Consider the following 15,268-nt stretch of genomic DNA (forward strand, 5'->3'; position numbering starts at 1 on the left):
TCACCTCTTCGCTAGGGGTGATGCGGTGGCTGGACGGCTGACCTGCTCTTCAGCTTCCCTCACAGCCTGGAGAAATGAAACTATTTTGACCGGATCCTTGCGGCCGTCTGTTTCCACGCCGCTGGCGACATCGACGGCATAGGGCCGCACGGTACGGATGGCGGTGCCAACGTTCTCGGGTGTCAGGCCCCCGGCCAGGATGATAGGCCGGCCCCGGGCCACGGCATCTTTGGCAAGTTCCCAGTTAAAGGTCCGGCCACTGCCGCCGGCAACCCCCGGGACGTAAGCATCCAGGAGGATGCCCTGTACCTCCGGGTAAGAGTCCATGGCCTGGATAAAGCTTGCATCCCGTACCCGGAAGGCTTTAATAAGCCGCTGGGAAAGCCCGTGGCAGTATTCCGGCGGCTCATCGCCATGGAGCTGGAGGATATCCAGGCGGCAAAAGGTTGCTATTTCCATGAGGCTGTAGCGGGGCTCATTCACGAAAACGCCTACCGTCGTGGTAAAGGGCGGTAGTCTCGTTATTATCTCCCGGGCGGTTTCCGGGTTTATCTGCCGGGGACTCCTGGCAAAGACAAAACCCAGGGTATCAACGCCAGCGTCCAGGACCTGCCGGGCTTCTTCATAGCTCCGGATGCCGCAAATTTTTACCCTGACCATCACGTCACTCCTGCTGTTATTCTACACTAAAAATAACTTCGCTCCAGGCCGGCATTGTTTTTGCTCGCTCCAAACAAATGCCAGCCCGTTATTTTCATCCTTCTGATGTTACCACGATAGCGGCATAAGGATCTTGAGATAGACATAGCTCTGCAGCTTTGGCCCTGACATCCCCCGCCGTCATCAGGGCTTCCCCCACCAGGATGGCATCAACGCCAGCCTCAGCTACCAGGGCCGCATCGGCCCGGCTCTGGATGCCGCTTTCACTGACCACTACGGGCCCCGGGGGGATCAAGGGCCGTAAAGCAAGGGTAGTATGCAGGTCGACTTTAAAGGTCCGTAAATCCCGGTTATTAATGCCGATAATCCCGGCGCCGGCCTGGAGGGCCACTTCAACTTCTGCCTCCGTATGGACTTCCACCAGGGCCCCCAGCTTAAGCCCATCCGCCAGGGCCAGGTATTCCTGCAGTTCTGCCGGCTCCAGGGCGGCAACAATTAGCAGTACAGCATCGGCACCTAAAGCCCGGGCTTCATAAATCTGGTAGGGGTCAACAATAAAATCCTTGCGGAGTAGAGGCAGGGAGGTTACCTGCCGCACCCGGGACAGGTACTCCGGCTTACCCTTGAAGAAACGCCAGTCTGTTAATACGGAAATGGCTGCCGCCCCGGTAGCTGTATAAAGCCGGGCCTGCTCCTCCGGGTCAAAGGCGGCCCGGATCAGGCCCCGGGAAGGCGAAGCCTGCTTTAATTCGGCAATGAGGTTCAGGCCGGCCCCCTGGCGCCGCAGGGCGGCGCTAAAATCCCCGGTCAAGGGTAAATTTTTTACATCCCTTTCCAGGCGGGCCAGGGGCCTTTGCTCCCTGGCAACCGCCACTTCCCGGCGTTTATGGGCCAAAATCTCCGCCAGCATCAGGCAGCCCAGCTTTCTATCCAGGCCGTCATATCCTGTAGTTTGGCCATGGCGGCGCCGGAATCGATACTCGTTGCAGCTGTAGCCAGGGCTGCCGTGAGGGAATTTTCTACACCCGCGGCCAGGAGGCCAAAGGCGGCATTGAGGAGAACTACGTCCCGGGCCGGGCCCTTTTCGCCCTTCAGTACGGAGCGGGTAATGGCAGCATTATCGGCTGCCGTCCCTCCGGCCAGGTTTTCTAAACCGGCCCGGGGCAGGCCGGCATCCTCAGGATAAAAGGTATAAGTGCTGAGGCTGCCGTGATCCAGGCAGGTTATTTTCGTAGGTCCGGTGGTTGTGACTTCGTCCAGGCCGTCGCTGCCGTGGACCACGTAGGCCCGGCGGCTCCCCAGCCGCCCCAGGACAGCGGCTACTGTTTCCGTTAAAGAAGGATCATAAACGCCTACCAGCTGGCAGGGGGCACCGGCCGGGTTGGTCAGGGGACCAAGGAGGTTAAAGACGGTGCGGATGCCGATTTCCCGGCGCGGGCCGGCGGCATACTTCATGGCACCGTGAAATACCGGGGCAAAGAGGAAGGCCATGCCCACCTCATCCAGGCAGCAGGCCACGGCTGCCGGCGGCAGGTCAACCTTGATACCCAGGGCTTCCAGAACATCGGCGCTGCCGCAATGGCTGGATACGGAACGATTGCCGTGTTTAGCTACGGCCACCCCGGCGCCGGCAATAACGAAGGCAGCCGTGGTGGAAATATTAAAAGTATGGCGACCGTCACCGCCGGTACCGCAGGTGTCAATAAAAACCTGGTGGCGGGTGGTCAGGGTGGCTGCCCGGCGCCGCATGCTCCGGGCAAAGCCGGTGATTTCTTCTACCGTTTCACCCTTCAAGCGCAGGGCGGTAAGGAAGGCAGCTATCTGGGCCGGGGTAGCCTGGCCCGTCATGATGATATCCATTGCTTGCTCAGCTTCGGTCTCACTTAAATCCTGGCCAGCTACAACCTGGCCAATTAGGGACTTTAACACTCTGCTCCTCTCCCCTCGCAAAGGATAGTTTAGCTGGCTTTATATTCGTTTGTTCCACTTAAGCCTTGAAGCGGAAGGGTGCCAGCCTCCATGAAGGCTTGCTTAGCATATACTTCTAAAAAATTTTGCAGCAATTCCTTGCCCACCGCCGTCAGGATGGATTCCGGGTGGAACTGGACCCCTTCCACCGCCAGGTGGCGGTGGCGCAAGCCCATTAATTCACCGGTTTCGCTGCGGGCTGTGACTTCCAGGCAGCCCGGCAGGGTCTCTTCTGCTACTATCAGGGAATGATAACGGGTGGCAGTGAAGGGATTGGGTAGGTTACGATAAATAGTTTTACCGTCGTGGGTAATAGTTGAGGTCTTGCCGTGCATCAGCCTCGCGGCCCGCACTACCCGGCCGCCAAAGGCCTGGGCTATACTCTGGTGTCCCAGGCAAACCCCCAGGATGGGGATTTTCCCGGCAAAGGCGGTTATGGCCGCCAGGGAGATACCCGCTTCATTGGGCGTGCAGGGACCGGGGGAAAGGACCAGGTAATCAGGCTGCAGGGCAGCAATTTCTTCCAGGGTAATGGCGTCATTACGCCGCACCACCACCTCCTGTCCCAGTTCCAGGAAATACTGGACCAGGTTATAGGTAAAGGAGTCGTAGTTATCGATCATTAGCAGCATAATTCTCTTCCTCCCTGGTATTCAGCACCTGGAGCAAAGCCCGGGCTTTATTCAAGGTTTCTTCATATTCACCCGCCGGGTCGGAATCGGCAACTATACCGGCACCGGCCTGGACAAAGGCCTGCCCCCTGGTAAAAGTAATGGTCCGGATGGCAATGCAGGTATCCAGGTTGCCGTGAAGGCCGAGATACCCCACGGCACCGGCATAAGGTCCCCGCGCCGTTGGCTCCAATTCGGCAATGATCTCCATGGCCCGCACCTTCGGGGCCCCGGTTACCGTACCCGCCGGGAAACAGGCGAGTAAGGCGTCCAGGGCGTCCTTACCCGGCGCCAGGCGGGCAGTAATACTGGAAACCAGGTGCATGACGTGGGAATAATATTCAACTACCATTTGCCGGGGTACCTGGAGACTTCCGGGAGCTGCCACCCGGCCGATGTCGTTGCGACCCAGGTCCAGGAGCATTAGATGCTCGGCCCGCTCCTTTTCACTGGCCAGGAGTTCCCTGGTTAACTCCTGGTCCTCCCGGGGAGTCCGGCCCCGGGGCCGGGTACCGGCAATGGGACTGTAGTCAATCTTCCCACCTTCTACCCTAACCAGCATTTCCGGGGAGGCCCCTACCAGTTTTACTTCCGGTAAGTTCAGGTAAAACATATAGGGGGAAGGATTAAGGGCGCGCAGGCGCCGGTAAACAGCCAGGGTATCGCCGGTAAAGGGCAGGCTCAAGCGCTGGGAGAGGACGACCTGGAAGATATCCCCGGCAGCGATATATTCTTTGGCTTTTTTTACTCCCTGGATAAATTCCCGCCGGGTTACATTGGCCTGCCAGGGTCCAGTAGTAAAGGGAAGGTTACTGTCCTGCCGGCACGCTCTTGCAGGCCTATCAAAAGCCTGCAAGAGACGCCGCACTGCGGCTACGGCATCTTCATAACCCGCTGCCGCCTCTTCACCCCCCCGTCCCAGGTAACCCACCCGTACCGTTCGCAGGACGTGGTCATAGATGAGAAACACCCGGTGGAGGGTTAGATAAGTATCCGGCAGTTGCAGGTCATCCACGGCGTGGCCTGGTAAGCTCTCTATTTCCCGGGCCAGGTCGTAACCCAGGTAACCAACCAATCCCCCGCAGAAACGAGGCCCAACAACCGGCGGTAGGGATAATTGCGTCATTAATCGGCGTAAAGCCGCCACCGGTTTTTCGGGGAGGAGCTCAGTTTGTCCCCGGGTAGTTAAATAAGCTTTCCCGGCCCGGATTTTAAAAGTCAGCAAGGGATCAAAGCCGATCAGGGAGTAGCGGCCCAGCCTCTCCCCGCCCTCAACACTTTCCAGCAAAAAGCTGTCAGGTTTATTCGCAAATCTTAAGTACAGGGAAATGGGAGTTTCGGTATCGGCCAGGACCTCGGCCCAGACGGGAACATAAGGGGCCTTTTGGGCCAGCTCCAGGTAGGTTTGCCGGTCAGGCTGGATCACCAGTCTCTCCTCCCCTTTTAGACAAAATAAAAACCAGCGCTCAAGTGAGCCCTGGTCCGGCATACTCTCCCATGCTCTACTCCGGGCTCCTCTCTAACTCCACTCAGCTCAACTCAGCTATATTCATTTTGTTGTTAACAGCATACCACGGATAGTAAATAGCTGTCAATAGTTTTGTTTTCGCTAACGTAAATCCGGGCGTAATTGTGCTGCCCGGCCCAGATAAACGTGGACCGGTTCCCGGTCGCTATAAGCATGGATTAAAACGCGGACAATCCCCGCCAGGCTCCCCGGTACCGGTATTTCGGTAGCACATAACAAGGCTGCTTCCTGCCAGCCCAGGCGCCGTGCCGCCTCGGCCGGGAAGGCCGCGTTGAGATCCGGCGTCACCGTAAAAATGGCGCTGATAATATCTTCTACTGCCAGCCTGTTCCGGACCATTATTTCGCGGAGCAAACCTTCCGTTGCCGTGAGAATGGCGGAGGCCGTATTCTCCGGCACTTCCACGGCCCCGCGCAGCCCCCGTACTTTTGTCCCCCCGGATTCCTGTTTGCCTCCGGCTGCGGGTAAACCCTGAATTTTTTCTTCCATAGTTCTCCCCTACCATCCTGCGATTTTTTTAACAGGCTGCCTGCCATCCTGCCCCTCAGACGGCCCGGTGACCCAGGCCAACACCTACTTCATCCAGGTGCAACAGGCCGATGCCAAAGAAAATGGCCACACTCAAGTGATCATGCCAGCGGGCAATGCCAATTTTACCGCCTACATTTAAACCCAGGGCCTTGGGCATGATCTGGGAGAGGGCTTCCCGGGTTGCCCCGGCAACGGCCCCTTCCTCGGGGTGGGTTTCTTTTATGACCCCTTCCCTTTTGGCGGCCACTACGGCCCGTTCCACGATTTTTTGCATGGAATTGATAAATTCGCCGCCGTAATCAACGGCTGCAGTGTAAATGCCAGCGGCGGCATACTCCTTCTTTAAGCGCGCCTCTTCTTCCCGGCTTTCCGACAGGGCCATCTTAATAGCTACCGCCGCCACTTTTTTGCTCCCGTATTCCATATGCTCACCACCTGTATAGCCCTTGAGCCGATTATAGTTCATACCGGCAAGTCATGCAAGGGCTTCTTTAAGAAAGCAAAATGAAGTTTAAAAAAGAGCAGCCCGTCTATTAAAGGCAGGTCGGACTTGCGCGCTGCAAAAACGGACTTTTTCTCCTTTCTTTTTACTTTGACAGTAAACACCTACAGTGCTAGTATCAGGGCTATGCAAATAAATTGCCTAATCCCGTAAATACTAGGGAACGGGGGAACCACCAGAAGGGGTGAATCCCCGCACCCAGTAACATCATTGCCTTTTTGCGAAACTCCTTTTTGAGGAGTTTAAGTAATTAAGGTAGCAGGGGGAGGAAAACTGGGTGCGGGATAGGGCTTTTCTCCGGCCCGAACCCGGCAGCTAACCTCGTCGGCAGGAAGGGAGATGAACCTGCATGTTAACTGTATTGGCCAATGACCCGGGACCTTAAAAGGTGCTGGTTTTTTTATGCTAAATAGCTTTCAGAAGCAATATTAATATTGATACTTCACGTTTGACTTCACAAAAGGTGAAAGAGGAGGGTCGTAATTTTGGCTGCGGCTGCAGAAAAGCTGGAACTCCGCCGGGATGTTACCGTCTGGGGCTCCTATATGTGGGGCTACGCCGATGTCGGCGCCGACATCTACGCCGCCCTGGGACTGGTCATGCTGTGGGCCAAGGGCGCTACTCCCCTGGCCTTCGCTCTGGCGGGTCTTGTTTACATTATGATTGGCCTGGCTTATACCGAGCTGGCGGCCACCTATCCCGTAGCCGGCGGCGGCCAGTATTTTACCCTGCGCGGCCTGGGCGACTTCTGGGGTTTTGTCGCCGGGTCCGCCTTGCTGCTGGATTATACCATCGACATTGCCCTCTTTGCCACGGCTTCTGCCGGTTATATCAACTTTTTCCTGCCCTTTATCTTCGGTATTGATATTAACTCCCTGGCCATTAGCATCGGGCCCCTGCACCATGTTAACCTGGTGTGGATGGCCGAAGCCTTGCTCCTGGTGATTTTCCTTATCGCCCTCAATATTCGCGGGATGCGGGAGTCCTCCCTGCTGAACGAGGTACTGGGGGTTATCGACATCCTTACGGAATCAAGTATCATCATCTTCGGTTTTCTCTTTGCCTGGCGGCCGGAAATGCTGGCCCACCAGTGGCTCACCCAGTTCCCCACCCTGAAAGAATTCGCCTACGGTTCCTCCCTGGCCATTATTTCCTTTGTCGGCCTGGAATCTATCTCCCAGGCGGCCCAGGAAACCAAACGGCCGGCAACCATCGTCCCCCGGACATCAGTGAGCCTGATCTTTACCGTTTTTATCTTTGCCACTGCCTTTTCCACCATGAGCCTGGGTGTCCTGCCCTGGCAGGAAATTGCCGAGTCCGTAGGTGACCCCATAGCCACCCTGGCCCACGCCATTCCCTTTATTGGTTTTATTGCCGGTCCCTTTGCCGCCGTGCTGGGAGCGACGATCCTCTTGATTTCGGCCAATTCGGGGGTTATGAGCGCCTCAAGGCTGACCTTTGCCATGAGCCAGTTTCACTTTATCAGCGAGTGGTTTAACGCCGTCCACCCACGTTTCCGGACTCCTTATCGTACCATCATCATTTTCTCCGGTATTGGTATACTCCAGATCATCCTTTCGTTCCTGACACCCAATGCTATGGATACCCTGGGTAACATGTATGCCTTCGGCGCCACCACGGGATACATCCTGGTCTTTATCGCTTTGATCAAACTGCGCTTTACCGATCCCTATTCGCCCCGGCCCTATAAAGTACCTTTGAACATCAAAATCAATTACCGCGGACGACAGGTTGATTTTCCCGGCCTGGCCGTTCTCGGCACCCTGGGGATCAGCACCATTCTTTTTGAGGTTATCCTTACCCATGCTATTGGCCGGATTGCCGGCCCGGCCTGGGTACTCCTCTGCTTCCTCTATTACGCCTATTACCGCCGGAGCAAGGGATACCCCGTTCTGGGCAGCATCCCCCGCAACTGGGAAGAAGAGCAACTAAAAGTCCTGGAAGCGGCGGAAGAATATGACCTGCTGGAACAATACAAGCTGGCCCTGGCCGAGCGCGACCGCAAGGAGGCTGTTTCTCATGCCCAGTGAAGACAGGCGGCCTTCCTGGCGCGATTACTACCAGATCCTAACTACCATCGCCATGGTCATCCTGGGTCCCTCCATCTGGCTCCGCTCCCTGGGCCATCCCAGCCCCATGGCCTGGGTAACCGGTGCCGGCTTTTTGGGCATTGGCCTTTACCGTTTGCTGGCAATCGCCCGTTATTTCTACCATCGGCGTAAGGAGGTACGGGCATGACTGAGGTGCATACCAATCCCTTGGGTGTTTTTCTGGCCCTTACTTTTATTGTTAGTATGGGGCGGCTGTTCTGGTGGATGCTCCACGTCCCGCCGGCGGTGCCCTACGAGGTAGCCCATGTCACCCGGACCGTCCAGGCCATCAAGCGCATCCTGGTCCCGGTGGTGGACACGGAGTATGCCCGGCGGGCCATTGAGCTGGCCTGCCGGCTGGGTAGCGAACAGAATGCGGAAATAATCCTGCTGGCCGTTCTGGAGGTCCCCTTAACCTCGCCTCTGGGGATAGCCTTGCCCGAGACAGAAGCCCGTCTCAACCATATCCTGGCACAGGCGGCAGAAATTGTCGAATTTCACCACCTGCCCTGCCGGACGAGGATAATTCGCGCCCGGACGGCCGGGACCGGCATCCTCCAGGCCGTTGAGGAAGAAGAAGTCCAGCTAATAGTTATCGGCGTCCGGCCCAAGCGGCAGATCGGCGGCCTGGGCAGCACCTCAGAATGGTTGTTACGCCGGGCAAGTTGCGAGATCTTAATCGATCACCAACCTGCATAGGGAGGTCGAAAGTTTTATGAAAATAATCATCATCGGCTGCAGCCGCCTGGGGGCCAGCCTGGCTAACCTCCTGGCCGCCCAAGGTCACGAGGTCAGTGTCATTGATCCTAAAGCCGAGGCCCTAGAACGGCTGGATCATGACTTTCCCGGCCAGACTTTTATCGGTGTCGGCATTGACCTGGAACTGCTGGCCAGCGCCGGGGCCGGGAAGGCCGATGTCCTGATAGCCGTTACCGATCGGGACAGCGCCAACCTGGTGGCTGCCCAGGTGGCCCGGGGAAAGTTTCACATCCCGATGGTTATTGCCCGGGCCTATGACCCCAGGGCCGCGGCCGCTTACCGGTCCATGGGGTTAAATATCTTTTGTCCCACTGAGGCCGGTATTGATTATGTGCAGGAATTACTCCAGGGTGGAGGTGAACAGTAATGTATGTAATTGTCGCCGGCGGTGGGAAAATCGGTTTTAACCTTACCAAGTCTTTGATGGACGGTGGCCAGGAAGTTTTGTTGATCGAGAAGGACCCGCGCAAATTCCGCTGGCTGGAAGACCACCTGGGCCAGGTAGTCCTGCGGGGTGATGCCACCGAGGTGGCCACCCTAGAAAAGGCCGGCTGCCGGCGGGCCGATGTGGTGGCGGCCGTTACCGGTTTTGATGAGGATAATATCATGATTTGCCGCCTGGCCCAGAAAGTCTTTGGTGTCAACCGGGTAATCGGGCGCGTTAATAATCCCCAGAATGAAGACGCCTTCCGGCTGCTGGGGATCAACAATGTTATCAACAGCACCCGTTTAATTTACCGGCTGGTTTTGCAGGAAGTTGATGTCTGCGGCCTCATTCCCCTGCTTACACTGAAGGGCGGTGCCGTGGAATTCGTGGAAACCGTCTTGCGCCGCAATCGCCGGCAGAAAAGGTGGCAGTTAAAGACCTGGTCCTGCCCGAGCAGTGCTTGCTCATGGCCATTATCCGGGATGAGGAACTCATCTTTCCCCGCGGGGATGTCGTCCTGCTCCCCGGCGATCAGGTTATTGCCGCCGCCCGGACGGACGAAGTCGAGGCCCTGCGGCGCGCCCTCCTGGGTGAGGCCAATTAAAGGGAAACCGGCCGGGCCCTGCAGATATGCAGAAAAGCCCTTTACCCCGTAGGGTAAAGGGCTTTTCAATTAACGTTAAATAAATAAACGCGCCAGGACCAGGGTGATGGTACTGATGAGTTTTACCAGGACATGCAGGGATGGCCCGGCAGTATCTTTAAAGGGATCACCCACGGTGTCGCCGACAACACCGGCTTTATGGGCTTCGGACCCTTTGCCGCCATAGTTGCCCAGCTCGATATACTTTTTGGCATTATCCCAGGCACCACCGCCGTTGTTGAGGAAAAGGGCCACGATGACGCCGGTGATGGTCCCCACCATGAGAAAGGCTGCGGCAGCCTCGGCCTTCAGTACCAGGCCGACAATGATAGGGGTAATCACGGCTATCAGGCCCGGCAGGACCATTTCCTTCAGGGCCCCCCTGGTAACAATGTCCACGCACGCACCATACTCCGGCTTGGCCGTGCCTTCCATAATGCCGGGGATTTCCTTAAACTGGCGCCGGACTTCCAGGATGACGTACTGGGCGGCGTTGCCCACGGCGCGAATGGCGGTGGAGCTGAACAGCAGCACCATCATGGCGGCGATGAAGGCGCCAACAAAGACCTCGGGTTTGCCGATGTCCACGGGGAAATTGCCTTTGATATTCAGGGCTATTTTGACTTCATCGATGTAGGCCGAGAAGAGGAGGAAGGTCGCCAGGGCGGCACTGCCGATGGCATAACCCTTGGTCAGGGCCTTGGTGGTGTTGCCGGAGGCGTCCAGGCGGTCGGTACGCCGCCGCACTTCTTCCGGTGCCCCGGACATTTCGACTATGCCGCCGGCGTTATCGGTTATGGGGCCGTAGGTGTCCATGGCCAGGATGTAGGCCGCCGTGCTAAGCATACCCATGGTGGCCACCGCGGTGCCATAGAGGCCGCCGCCGGGCAGGCCACTTTTCAGTCCCAGCCAGTAGGCTCCCAGGATGGCCAGGGAGATAAAGACGACCGGCAGCGCCGTGCTCTCAAAACCGACGGCTACGCCGGAGATGATGTTCGTGGCCGGGCCGGTGATAGAGGCGCGGGCGATTTCCTTGACCGGACGGTAGTCATAGGAGGTGTAGTACTGGGTGATGAGGACAAAGATGAAGCTCAGGACGATGCCGATGATCCCGGCGCCGTAAAAATAAATGAAGTTAACCCCCGGGCCGCTCAACATATAGCGGCTGATGGGATACAAAAAGACTATGGCCAGGATACTGGTAACAATATAGCCCCGGTTTAGGGCGGCCATGGGGTCCTGATCTTCTTCCGCTTTGACGAAAAACATGCCGATTATGGAGGCGATAATCCCTGCCGCGCGGGCTACCAGGGGAAAGATGATGCCTTTGACCCCGAAGACGGGCACCAGGGCGATGCCCAGGATCATGGCGCCGATATTTTCTGCTGCCGTGGATTCAAACAGGTCGGCACCACGGCCGGCGCAGTCGCCTACGTTGTCACCCACCAGGTCGGCGATGACGGCCGGGTTGCGCGGGTCGTCTTCGGGTATGCCGGCTTCTACTTTACCCACCAGGTCGGCCCCTACGTCGGCAGCTTTGGTGTAAATACCACCGCCCAGCTGGGCAAAAAGGGCGACAAAGCTGGCACCGAAGCCAAAGCCGACAATATCCAGGGGAGCCTGGGTGGGATTGGTGGCACCACCAAAGGCGTAGAAGAGGATGGTTACCCCCAGGAGGGATAGAGCGGTAACGGCCAGGCCGGTAACGGCACCACCGCGGAAGGCAACGGTCAGGGCTTTATTGAGGCTTTTGCGCGCCCCGGCGGCCACCCGCAGGTTGGCATTGACTGCCACGTACATGCCAATATAACCGGATAAGGCTGAAGCAAAGGCCCCGGTGATAAAGGCGATGGCAGTGTGGTACTGGCGCGTGAGGAGAGCCAGGAGCACGGCCACGATCAGGGCCAGGCCGGCAATGGTGCGATACTGGCGGTTTAAAAAGGCCATGGCCCCTTCCCGGATGGCCGCGGCAATGACCTGCATTTCCTTGGGTCCGGTGTCTTCTTTTAATACACTACTGGTCATGTAGAGGGCTACCAGCAGGGCCAGGATCCCTCCTGCCGGTATAATGGGAAATAATTCCACGCTGTTTACCTCCTCATTTCAAAAATATGAAGCTCTCCTTTATGCTTTATTTTACCCTTTCCGTTTCACCTCCTTCCTGCCTTCAAATAATTTTAAATTAAGACCCCGGGCAGCCCCGGGGCCTGTTTCGCCAGGTTTCTTCGACTATTTCTTCAACCAGGGCATCATTTCCCGCAAGGTGTCGCCGACCTGTTCGATGAGGTGCTCCCGTTCCTTTTTCCTCAATGCATTAAAGCTCGGCCTGCCGGCCTGGTTTTCCAGGATCCATTCCCGGGCAAAGACACCGTCCTGGATCTCTTTGAGAATGGACTTCATGGTGGCCCGCACATGGTCGTCGATAATCCTGGGACCCCTGGTGACATCGCCGTACTCGGCCGTGTCGCTGATGGAATAGCGCATATACTTGATGCCGCCTTCATACATGAGGTCGACAATAAGCTTCAGTTCGTTCAGGCATTCAAAGTAAGCAATTTCCGGCTGGTAGCCTGCCTCCACCAGGATCTCGAAGCCGGCCTTGACCAGGGCCGTAGCCCCCCCGCAGAGGACGGCCTGTTCACCAAACAAGTCAGTTTCGGTTTCCTCTTTGAAAGTAGTTTCAATTACTCCGGCCCGGGCAGCACCTATTCCTTTAGCATAAGCCAGGCCGATTTCTTTAGCCCTGCCGCTGGCATCCTGGTAAATGGCCAGAAGGGCCGGTACCCCCTGGCCTTCAACATACATACGACGTACCAGGTGACCAGGTCCTTTCGGAGCAACCATAATGACATCCACATCCGCCGGCGGCACAATCTGGTTAAAGTGAATATTAAACCCATGGGAGAACATAAGTACCTTGCCTGCTGTAAGGTGCGGGGCGATCTCCTCGCGATAGACCCTGGCCTGGGTTTCGTCCGGTAGCAAAATCTGGATAATATCGGCTGCGGCCGCGGCTTCAGCCACCGTCTTTACCGTCAGGCCCGCCGCCTCAGCTGCCGCCCGGGATTTGCTTCCAGGACGCAGACCTACGACTACATCCAGGCCGCTGTCCTTTAAATTCTGCGCCTGGGCATGTCCCTGGCTGCCATAGCCCATGATGGCAATTTTTTTGCCTTTAAGGACGCCCAGGTCGGCATCCTGATCATAATACACTACGGCCACTTTTCTCCTGACCCCAAAAAGCCGGCCAGGAATTCACCTCCTGTAAAATGTATTAAACTTACATATTCGCACCTGACGCGGAAATTCCTGCCCGGGGAGTAAAATTCAACGTTTTTTGATCTTAGTATTCGATCCCTTTCCTGGCCTTTATCCCCTTTTCGTAAGGATGTTTTACCTGGCGCATTTCCGTTACCAGGTCGGCGGCAGCAATAATCCCCGCCGGGGCATTGCGGCCGGTGAGGACGACTTCCACCTGCGGCGGCCGCTCCGCCAGGAAAGCCAGGACTTCTGCTTCTGTTAAGAGGCCGAAATAAAGGGCGTTGTTGATTTCATCCAGGATGAGGATGTCCACCCTGCCGCTATGCATGGTTTCCCGGGCAAAGGCCAGCGCCGCCCTGGCCTGCTCGTAATCTTCAGGCCTGGCGCCGCCCCGGTGGATGAAACCTTTGCGGCCAAAGGTTTTTACCTCTACCTCCGGCGCCAGCCGCGGGAAGGCCTTATGCTCGCCGTAATCAGGCGTTTTCATAAACTGGACAATCAGTACCTTGAGCCCATGCCCGCAGGCCCTCAAGGCCAGGCCAAAGGCGGCCGTACTCTTGCCTTTAGCCTCGCCGGTATAGACCTGGACCAGCCCCTGCTCTAAACCTGCCATATACTTTCCCTCCTCTCTTTTTCAGCTTATTTTACCACACCAGTATCTTTTCAACGAGGAGGAAAATCTAAACCTACTAGGCGATACAGCCGGGCTACTTCGGCAGGGGTAAGGCGGCGGTATTCTCCCGGTTTTAAACCTGCCAGGGTGAGGAAGGCAAATTTTATGCGTTGCAGCCAGATTACCGGGTGACCCACTGCGGCCAGCATGCGCCTTACCTCTCGCTTGCGCCCTTCCCGCAAGGTTAATTCCAGCAGGGCATGGCCCTGGCTCACCCGCCGGATCCGTACGCCGGCCGGGGCGGTCAGGCCATCTTCCAGCTTGACACCCCGGCGTAAATGGGTCATAGTATTAGCATCGGGCACTCCTTTTACCAGGGCCAGATAAGTTTTAGGTATACGATAGCGCGGGTGGGTCAGGCGTAAGGTCAATTCCCCATCATTGGTAAGTAATAAAAGGCCTTCGGTGGCATAATCCAGGCGGCCGACGGGATATAATCTAGCAGTTATGTCCTTGACCAGGTCAATGACTTTAGGCCGCCCCTGGGGGTCGGAGACCGTTGTTACATAGCCGGGCGGCTTATATAGTAAGACATAGACTTTTTCTCCCGGCCCGGTAACAGGCCGGCCATCAACAGTTACCTCGTCCCGGCCCGGCTCTACCTGGAAACCCATAGCCGTCACAATTTGGCCATTGACCCTTACCCGGCCGGCCCGGATCATCTCCTCGGCATGACGCCGGGAAGCCACCCCCGCCCGGGCCAGGTATTTTTGCAAACGCATAAAAGCCCTCCGGTAACGTTATTATGCTATCACAATTACCCTTATAAAGGCAATAGTGCTACACTACTTTTTTCATAAAGACTATCCTTACATTGGAGAGAATCATGTCGCCCGGGTGGTACCATCAGAGGATTAAATAAAAATAATATAGCCCCGGGGCTATTTTAGCCAGGAAAAGTCTCGCCCGAAGGGGGTTCCAGGTTGTCCCGTCGCCGTCTTATCCTGCTTGCCATTGCTATGATCCTTATCTTTTTCCTGCTGGCCGCTGCCATACCCCATGTGGCCCTTCTCGATCTCCTGGTCCTGGCAAGATTGATGGCCTGGCGCACGCCTCCAGCTACCCATTTCTTCAGGTTTATTACTTTCTTCGGCACCGCGGCCTTTTTTTATCCTGCTACGGCTGCTTTGTGTCTCGCCTACTATACCCGGCATCGCTGGCAGGGGTTTTGGGGCGTGTTAATTACCATGAATATTGCCTGGGGCATCATGGAATGGCTAAAAAATTTTTATCACCGTCCCAGGCCCAGCCTCGGCCCCCTGGAACCGGCACCGGGCTTCAGTTTTCCCAGCGGTCACGCCATGATGGGAACCGTCTTCTTCGGCCTCCTGGCCCTGTGGTTGTTAAAAAACTGCCCGCTTCGCTGCCGCAGCCGTGTGGTTCCGGTTACCGTTATTTTTTTGCTTTTATTGGGTTTTAGCCGCCTTTACCTTGGTGTGCACTACCCCACCGATGTCCTGGCCGGTTATGCCGCCGGCATAAGTATCCTGGCCCTCTTTCTGGCCTGGTGGAATGAAGATTAAAACTGTGGAGG

The 15,268-nt window shown here is 56.6% G+C and carries 17 protein-coding genes and 1 riboswitch; of the genes, 6 read left to right on the forward strand and 11 right to left on the reverse strand.

Annotated elements, in window-relative coordinates:
• The 7 genes from MGLY_RS15605 to MGLY_RS15635 all read right to left on the reverse strand — a co-directional run bounded on the left by MGLY_RS15605 (window position 1) and on the right by MGLY_RS15635 (window position 5,782).
• The gene (locus MGLY_RS15605; protein ID WP_156275388.1) at window positions 1–660 is read right to left on the reverse strand and encodes a phosphoribosylanthranilate isomerase; all 660 of its coding nucleotides are present in this window, start codon (window positions 658–660) and stop codon (window positions 1–3) included.
• Window positions 661–754: 94 nt separating this feature from the next.
• Complete coding sequence (trpC, locus tag MGLY_RS15610; protein ID WP_156275390.1) at window positions 755–1,570, reverse strand: indole-3-glycerol phosphate synthase TrpC; 816 nt, start codon at window positions 1,568–1,570, stop codon at window positions 755–757.
• Window positions 1,570–2,589 (reverse strand): anthranilate phosphoribosyltransferase, encoded by a 1,020-nt coding sequence (gene trpD / locus MGLY_RS15615; RefSeq protein ID WP_156275392.1) that lies wholly within the window; start codon window positions 2,587–2,589, stop codon window positions 1,570–1,572. The genes trpC and trpD overlap by 1 nt, the downstream gene beginning before the upstream one ends.
• A 29-nt stretch (window positions 2,590–2,618) precedes the next feature.
• Window positions 2,619–3,260 carry an aminodeoxychorismate/anthranilate synthase component II gene (gene pabA / locus MGLY_RS15620; protein ID WP_246187358.1) on the reverse strand — a complete coding sequence of 214 codons (642 nt, stop codon included), beginning with the start codon at window positions 3,258–3,260 and terminating at the stop codon, window positions 2,619–2,621.
• Window positions 3,241–4,725 (reverse strand): anthranilate synthase component I, encoded by a 1,485-nt coding sequence (gene trpE, locus MGLY_RS15625; protein ID WP_156275394.1) that lies wholly within the window; start codon window positions 4,723–4,725, stop codon window positions 3,241–3,243. Before trpE ends, pabA begins: the two co-directional genes overlap by 20 nt.
• A 183-nt stretch (window positions 4,726–4,908) precedes the next feature.
• Window positions 4,909–5,316, reverse strand: a complete 408-nt coding sequence (gene aroH / locus MGLY_RS15630) for a chorismate mutase (protein WP_156275396.1) — start codon at window positions 5,314–5,316, stop codon at window positions 4,909–4,911.
• Window positions 5,317–5,371: 55 nt separating this feature from the next.
• On the reverse strand, window positions 5,372–5,782 hold the full coding sequence (locus tag MGLY_RS15635) for a HutP family protein (RefSeq protein ID WP_156276536.1): 411 nt from the start codon (window positions 5,780–5,782) through the stop codon (window positions 5,372–5,374).
• A 206-nt stretch (window positions 5,783–5,988) separates the two neighbouring features.
• Window positions 5,989–6,204, forward strand: a riboswitch (cyclic di-AMP (ydaO/yuaA leader).
• A 141-nt stretch (window positions 6,205–6,345) separates the two neighbouring features.
• Here MGLY_RS15635 and MGLY_RS15640 point away from each other — a divergent pair.
• From MGLY_RS15640 to MGLY_RS15660, 5 genes are read left to right on the forward strand one after another with little or no spacing between them, the layout of a single operon-like run.
• Entirely contained in the window at window positions 6,346–7,911 is a 1,566-nt protein-coding gene (locus MGLY_RS15640) for an APC family permease (protein WP_156275398.1), read from the forward strand.
• Window positions 7,901–8,119 (forward strand): hypothetical protein, encoded by a 219-nt coding sequence (locus tag MGLY_RS15645; protein WP_156275400.1) that lies wholly within the window; start codon window positions 7,901–7,903, stop codon window positions 8,117–8,119. Before MGLY_RS15640 ends, MGLY_RS15645 begins: the two co-directional genes overlap by 11 nt.
• Window positions 8,116–8,670: a universal stress protein gene (locus MGLY_RS15650; RefSeq protein WP_156275402.1), complete on the forward strand. Its 555-nt coding sequence runs from the start codon at window positions 8,116–8,118 to the stop codon at window positions 8,668–8,670. The genes MGLY_RS15645 and MGLY_RS15650 overlap by 4 nt, the downstream gene beginning before the upstream one ends.
• 16 nt (window positions 8,671–8,686) lie before the next feature.
• Window positions 8,687–9,097 (forward strand): potassium channel family protein, encoded by a 411-nt coding sequence (locus tag MGLY_RS15655; RefSeq protein WP_156275404.1) that lies wholly within the window; start codon window positions 8,687–8,689, stop codon window positions 9,095–9,097.
• Complete coding sequence (locus MGLY_RS15660; protein WP_170291125.1) at window positions 9,097–9,813, forward strand: potassium channel family protein; 717 nt, start codon at window positions 9,097–9,099, stop codon at window positions 9,811–9,813. The genes MGLY_RS15655 and MGLY_RS15660 overlap by 1 nt, the downstream gene beginning before the upstream one ends.
• Window positions 9,814–9,836: 23 nt before the next feature.
• On the opposite strand, the gene MGLY_RS15665 is transcribed toward MGLY_RS15660, so the two are convergent.
• From MGLY_RS15665 to MGLY_RS15680, 4 genes are all read right to left on the reverse strand, one after another.
• Window positions 9,837–11,825 carry a sodium-translocating pyrophosphatase gene (locus MGLY_RS15665; RefSeq protein WP_246187510.1) on the reverse strand — a complete coding sequence of 663 codons (1,989 nt, stop codon included), beginning with the start codon at window positions 11,823–11,825 and terminating at the stop codon, window positions 9,837–9,839.
• A 204-nt stretch (window positions 11,826–12,029) separates the two neighbouring features.
• Complete coding sequence (ilvC, locus tag MGLY_RS15670; RefSeq protein ID WP_156275412.1) at window positions 12,030–13,022, reverse strand: ketol-acid reductoisomerase; 993 nt, start codon at window positions 13,020–13,022, stop codon at window positions 12,030–12,032.
• Between the two features lie 121 nt (window positions 13,023–13,143).
• Window positions 13,144–13,674, reverse strand: coding sequence for a cob(I)yrinic acid a,c-diamide adenosyltransferase (gene cobO / locus MGLY_RS15675; RefSeq protein WP_156275414.1), 531 nt, complete (start codon window positions 13,672–13,674; stop codon window positions 13,144–13,146).
• A gap of 50 nt (window positions 13,675–13,724) precedes the next feature.
• A complete protein-coding gene (locus tag MGLY_RS15680; protein WP_156275416.1) occupies window positions 13,725–14,456 on the reverse strand; it encodes a pseudouridine synthase in 732 nt (243 codons plus the stop codon).
• A gap of 201 nt (window positions 14,457–14,657) precedes the next feature.
• Here MGLY_RS15680 and MGLY_RS18625 point away from each other — a divergent pair, with 201 nt between their 5' ends.
• Window positions 14,658–15,257, forward strand: coding sequence for a phosphatase PAP2 family protein (locus MGLY_RS18625; protein ID WP_170291126.1), 600 nt, complete (start codon window positions 14,658–14,660; stop codon window positions 15,255–15,257).
• Window positions 15,258–15,268: the final 11 nt, after the last annotated feature.

It is taken from the genome of Moorella glycerini (assembly GCF_009735625.1).
GTDB classification, from domain to species: domain Bacteria; phylum Bacillota; class DSM-521; order Neomoorellales; family Neomoorellaceae; genus Neomoorella; species Neomoorella glycerini.

What these genes read in the sequence shown, in the direction of transcription:
- MGLY_RS15605 (WP_156275388.1), bottom strand. Translation starts at nt 660, where the DNA reads ATGGTCAGGGTAAAAATTTGCGGCATCCGGAGCTATGAAGAAGCCCGG.
- trpC (WP_156275390.1), bottom strand. Translation starts at nt 1,570, where the DNA reads ATGCTGGCGGAGATTTTGGCCCATAAACGCCGGGAAGTGGCGGTTGCC.
- pabA (WP_246187358.1), bottom strand. Translation starts at nt 3,260, where the DNA reads ATGCTGCTAATGATCGATAACTACGACTCCTTTACCTATAACCTGGTC.
- aroH (WP_156275396.1), bottom strand. Translation starts at nt 5,316, where the DNA reads ATGGAAGAAAAAATTCAGGGTTTACCCGCAGCCGGAGGCAAACAGGAA.
- MGLY_RS15635 (WP_156276536.1), bottom strand. Translation starts at nt 5,782, where the DNA reads ATGGAATACGGGAGCAAAAAAGTGGCGGCGGTAGCTATTAAGATGGCC.
- MGLY_RS15645 (WP_156275400.1), top strand. Translation starts at nt 7,901, where the DNA reads ATGCCCAGTGAAGACAGGCGGCCTTCCTGGCGCGATTACTACCAGATC.
- MGLY_RS15650 (WP_156275402.1), top strand. Translation starts at nt 8,116, where the DNA reads ATGACTGAGGTGCATACCAATCCCTTGGGTGTTTTTCTGGCCCTTACT.
- MGLY_RS15655 (WP_156275404.1), top strand. Translation starts at nt 8,687, where the DNA reads ATGAAAATAATCATCATCGGCTGCAGCCGCCTGGGGGCCAGCCTGGCT.
- MGLY_RS15660 (WP_170291125.1), top strand. Translation starts at nt 9,097, where the DNA reads ATGTATGTAATTGTCGCCGGCGGTGGGAAAATCGGTTTTAACCTTACC.
- MGLY_RS15665 (WP_246187510.1), bottom strand. Translation starts at nt 11,825, where the DNA reads ATGACCAGTAGTGTATTAAAAGAAGACACCGGACCCAAGGAAATGCAG.
- cobO (WP_156275414.1), bottom strand. Translation starts at nt 13,674, where the DNA reads ATGGCAGGTTTAGAGCAGGGGCTGGTCCAGGTCTATACCGGCGAGGCT.
- MGLY_RS15680 (WP_156275416.1), bottom strand. Translation starts at nt 14,456, where the DNA reads ATGCGTTTGCAAAAATACCTGGCCCGGGCGGGGGTGGCTTCCCGGCGT.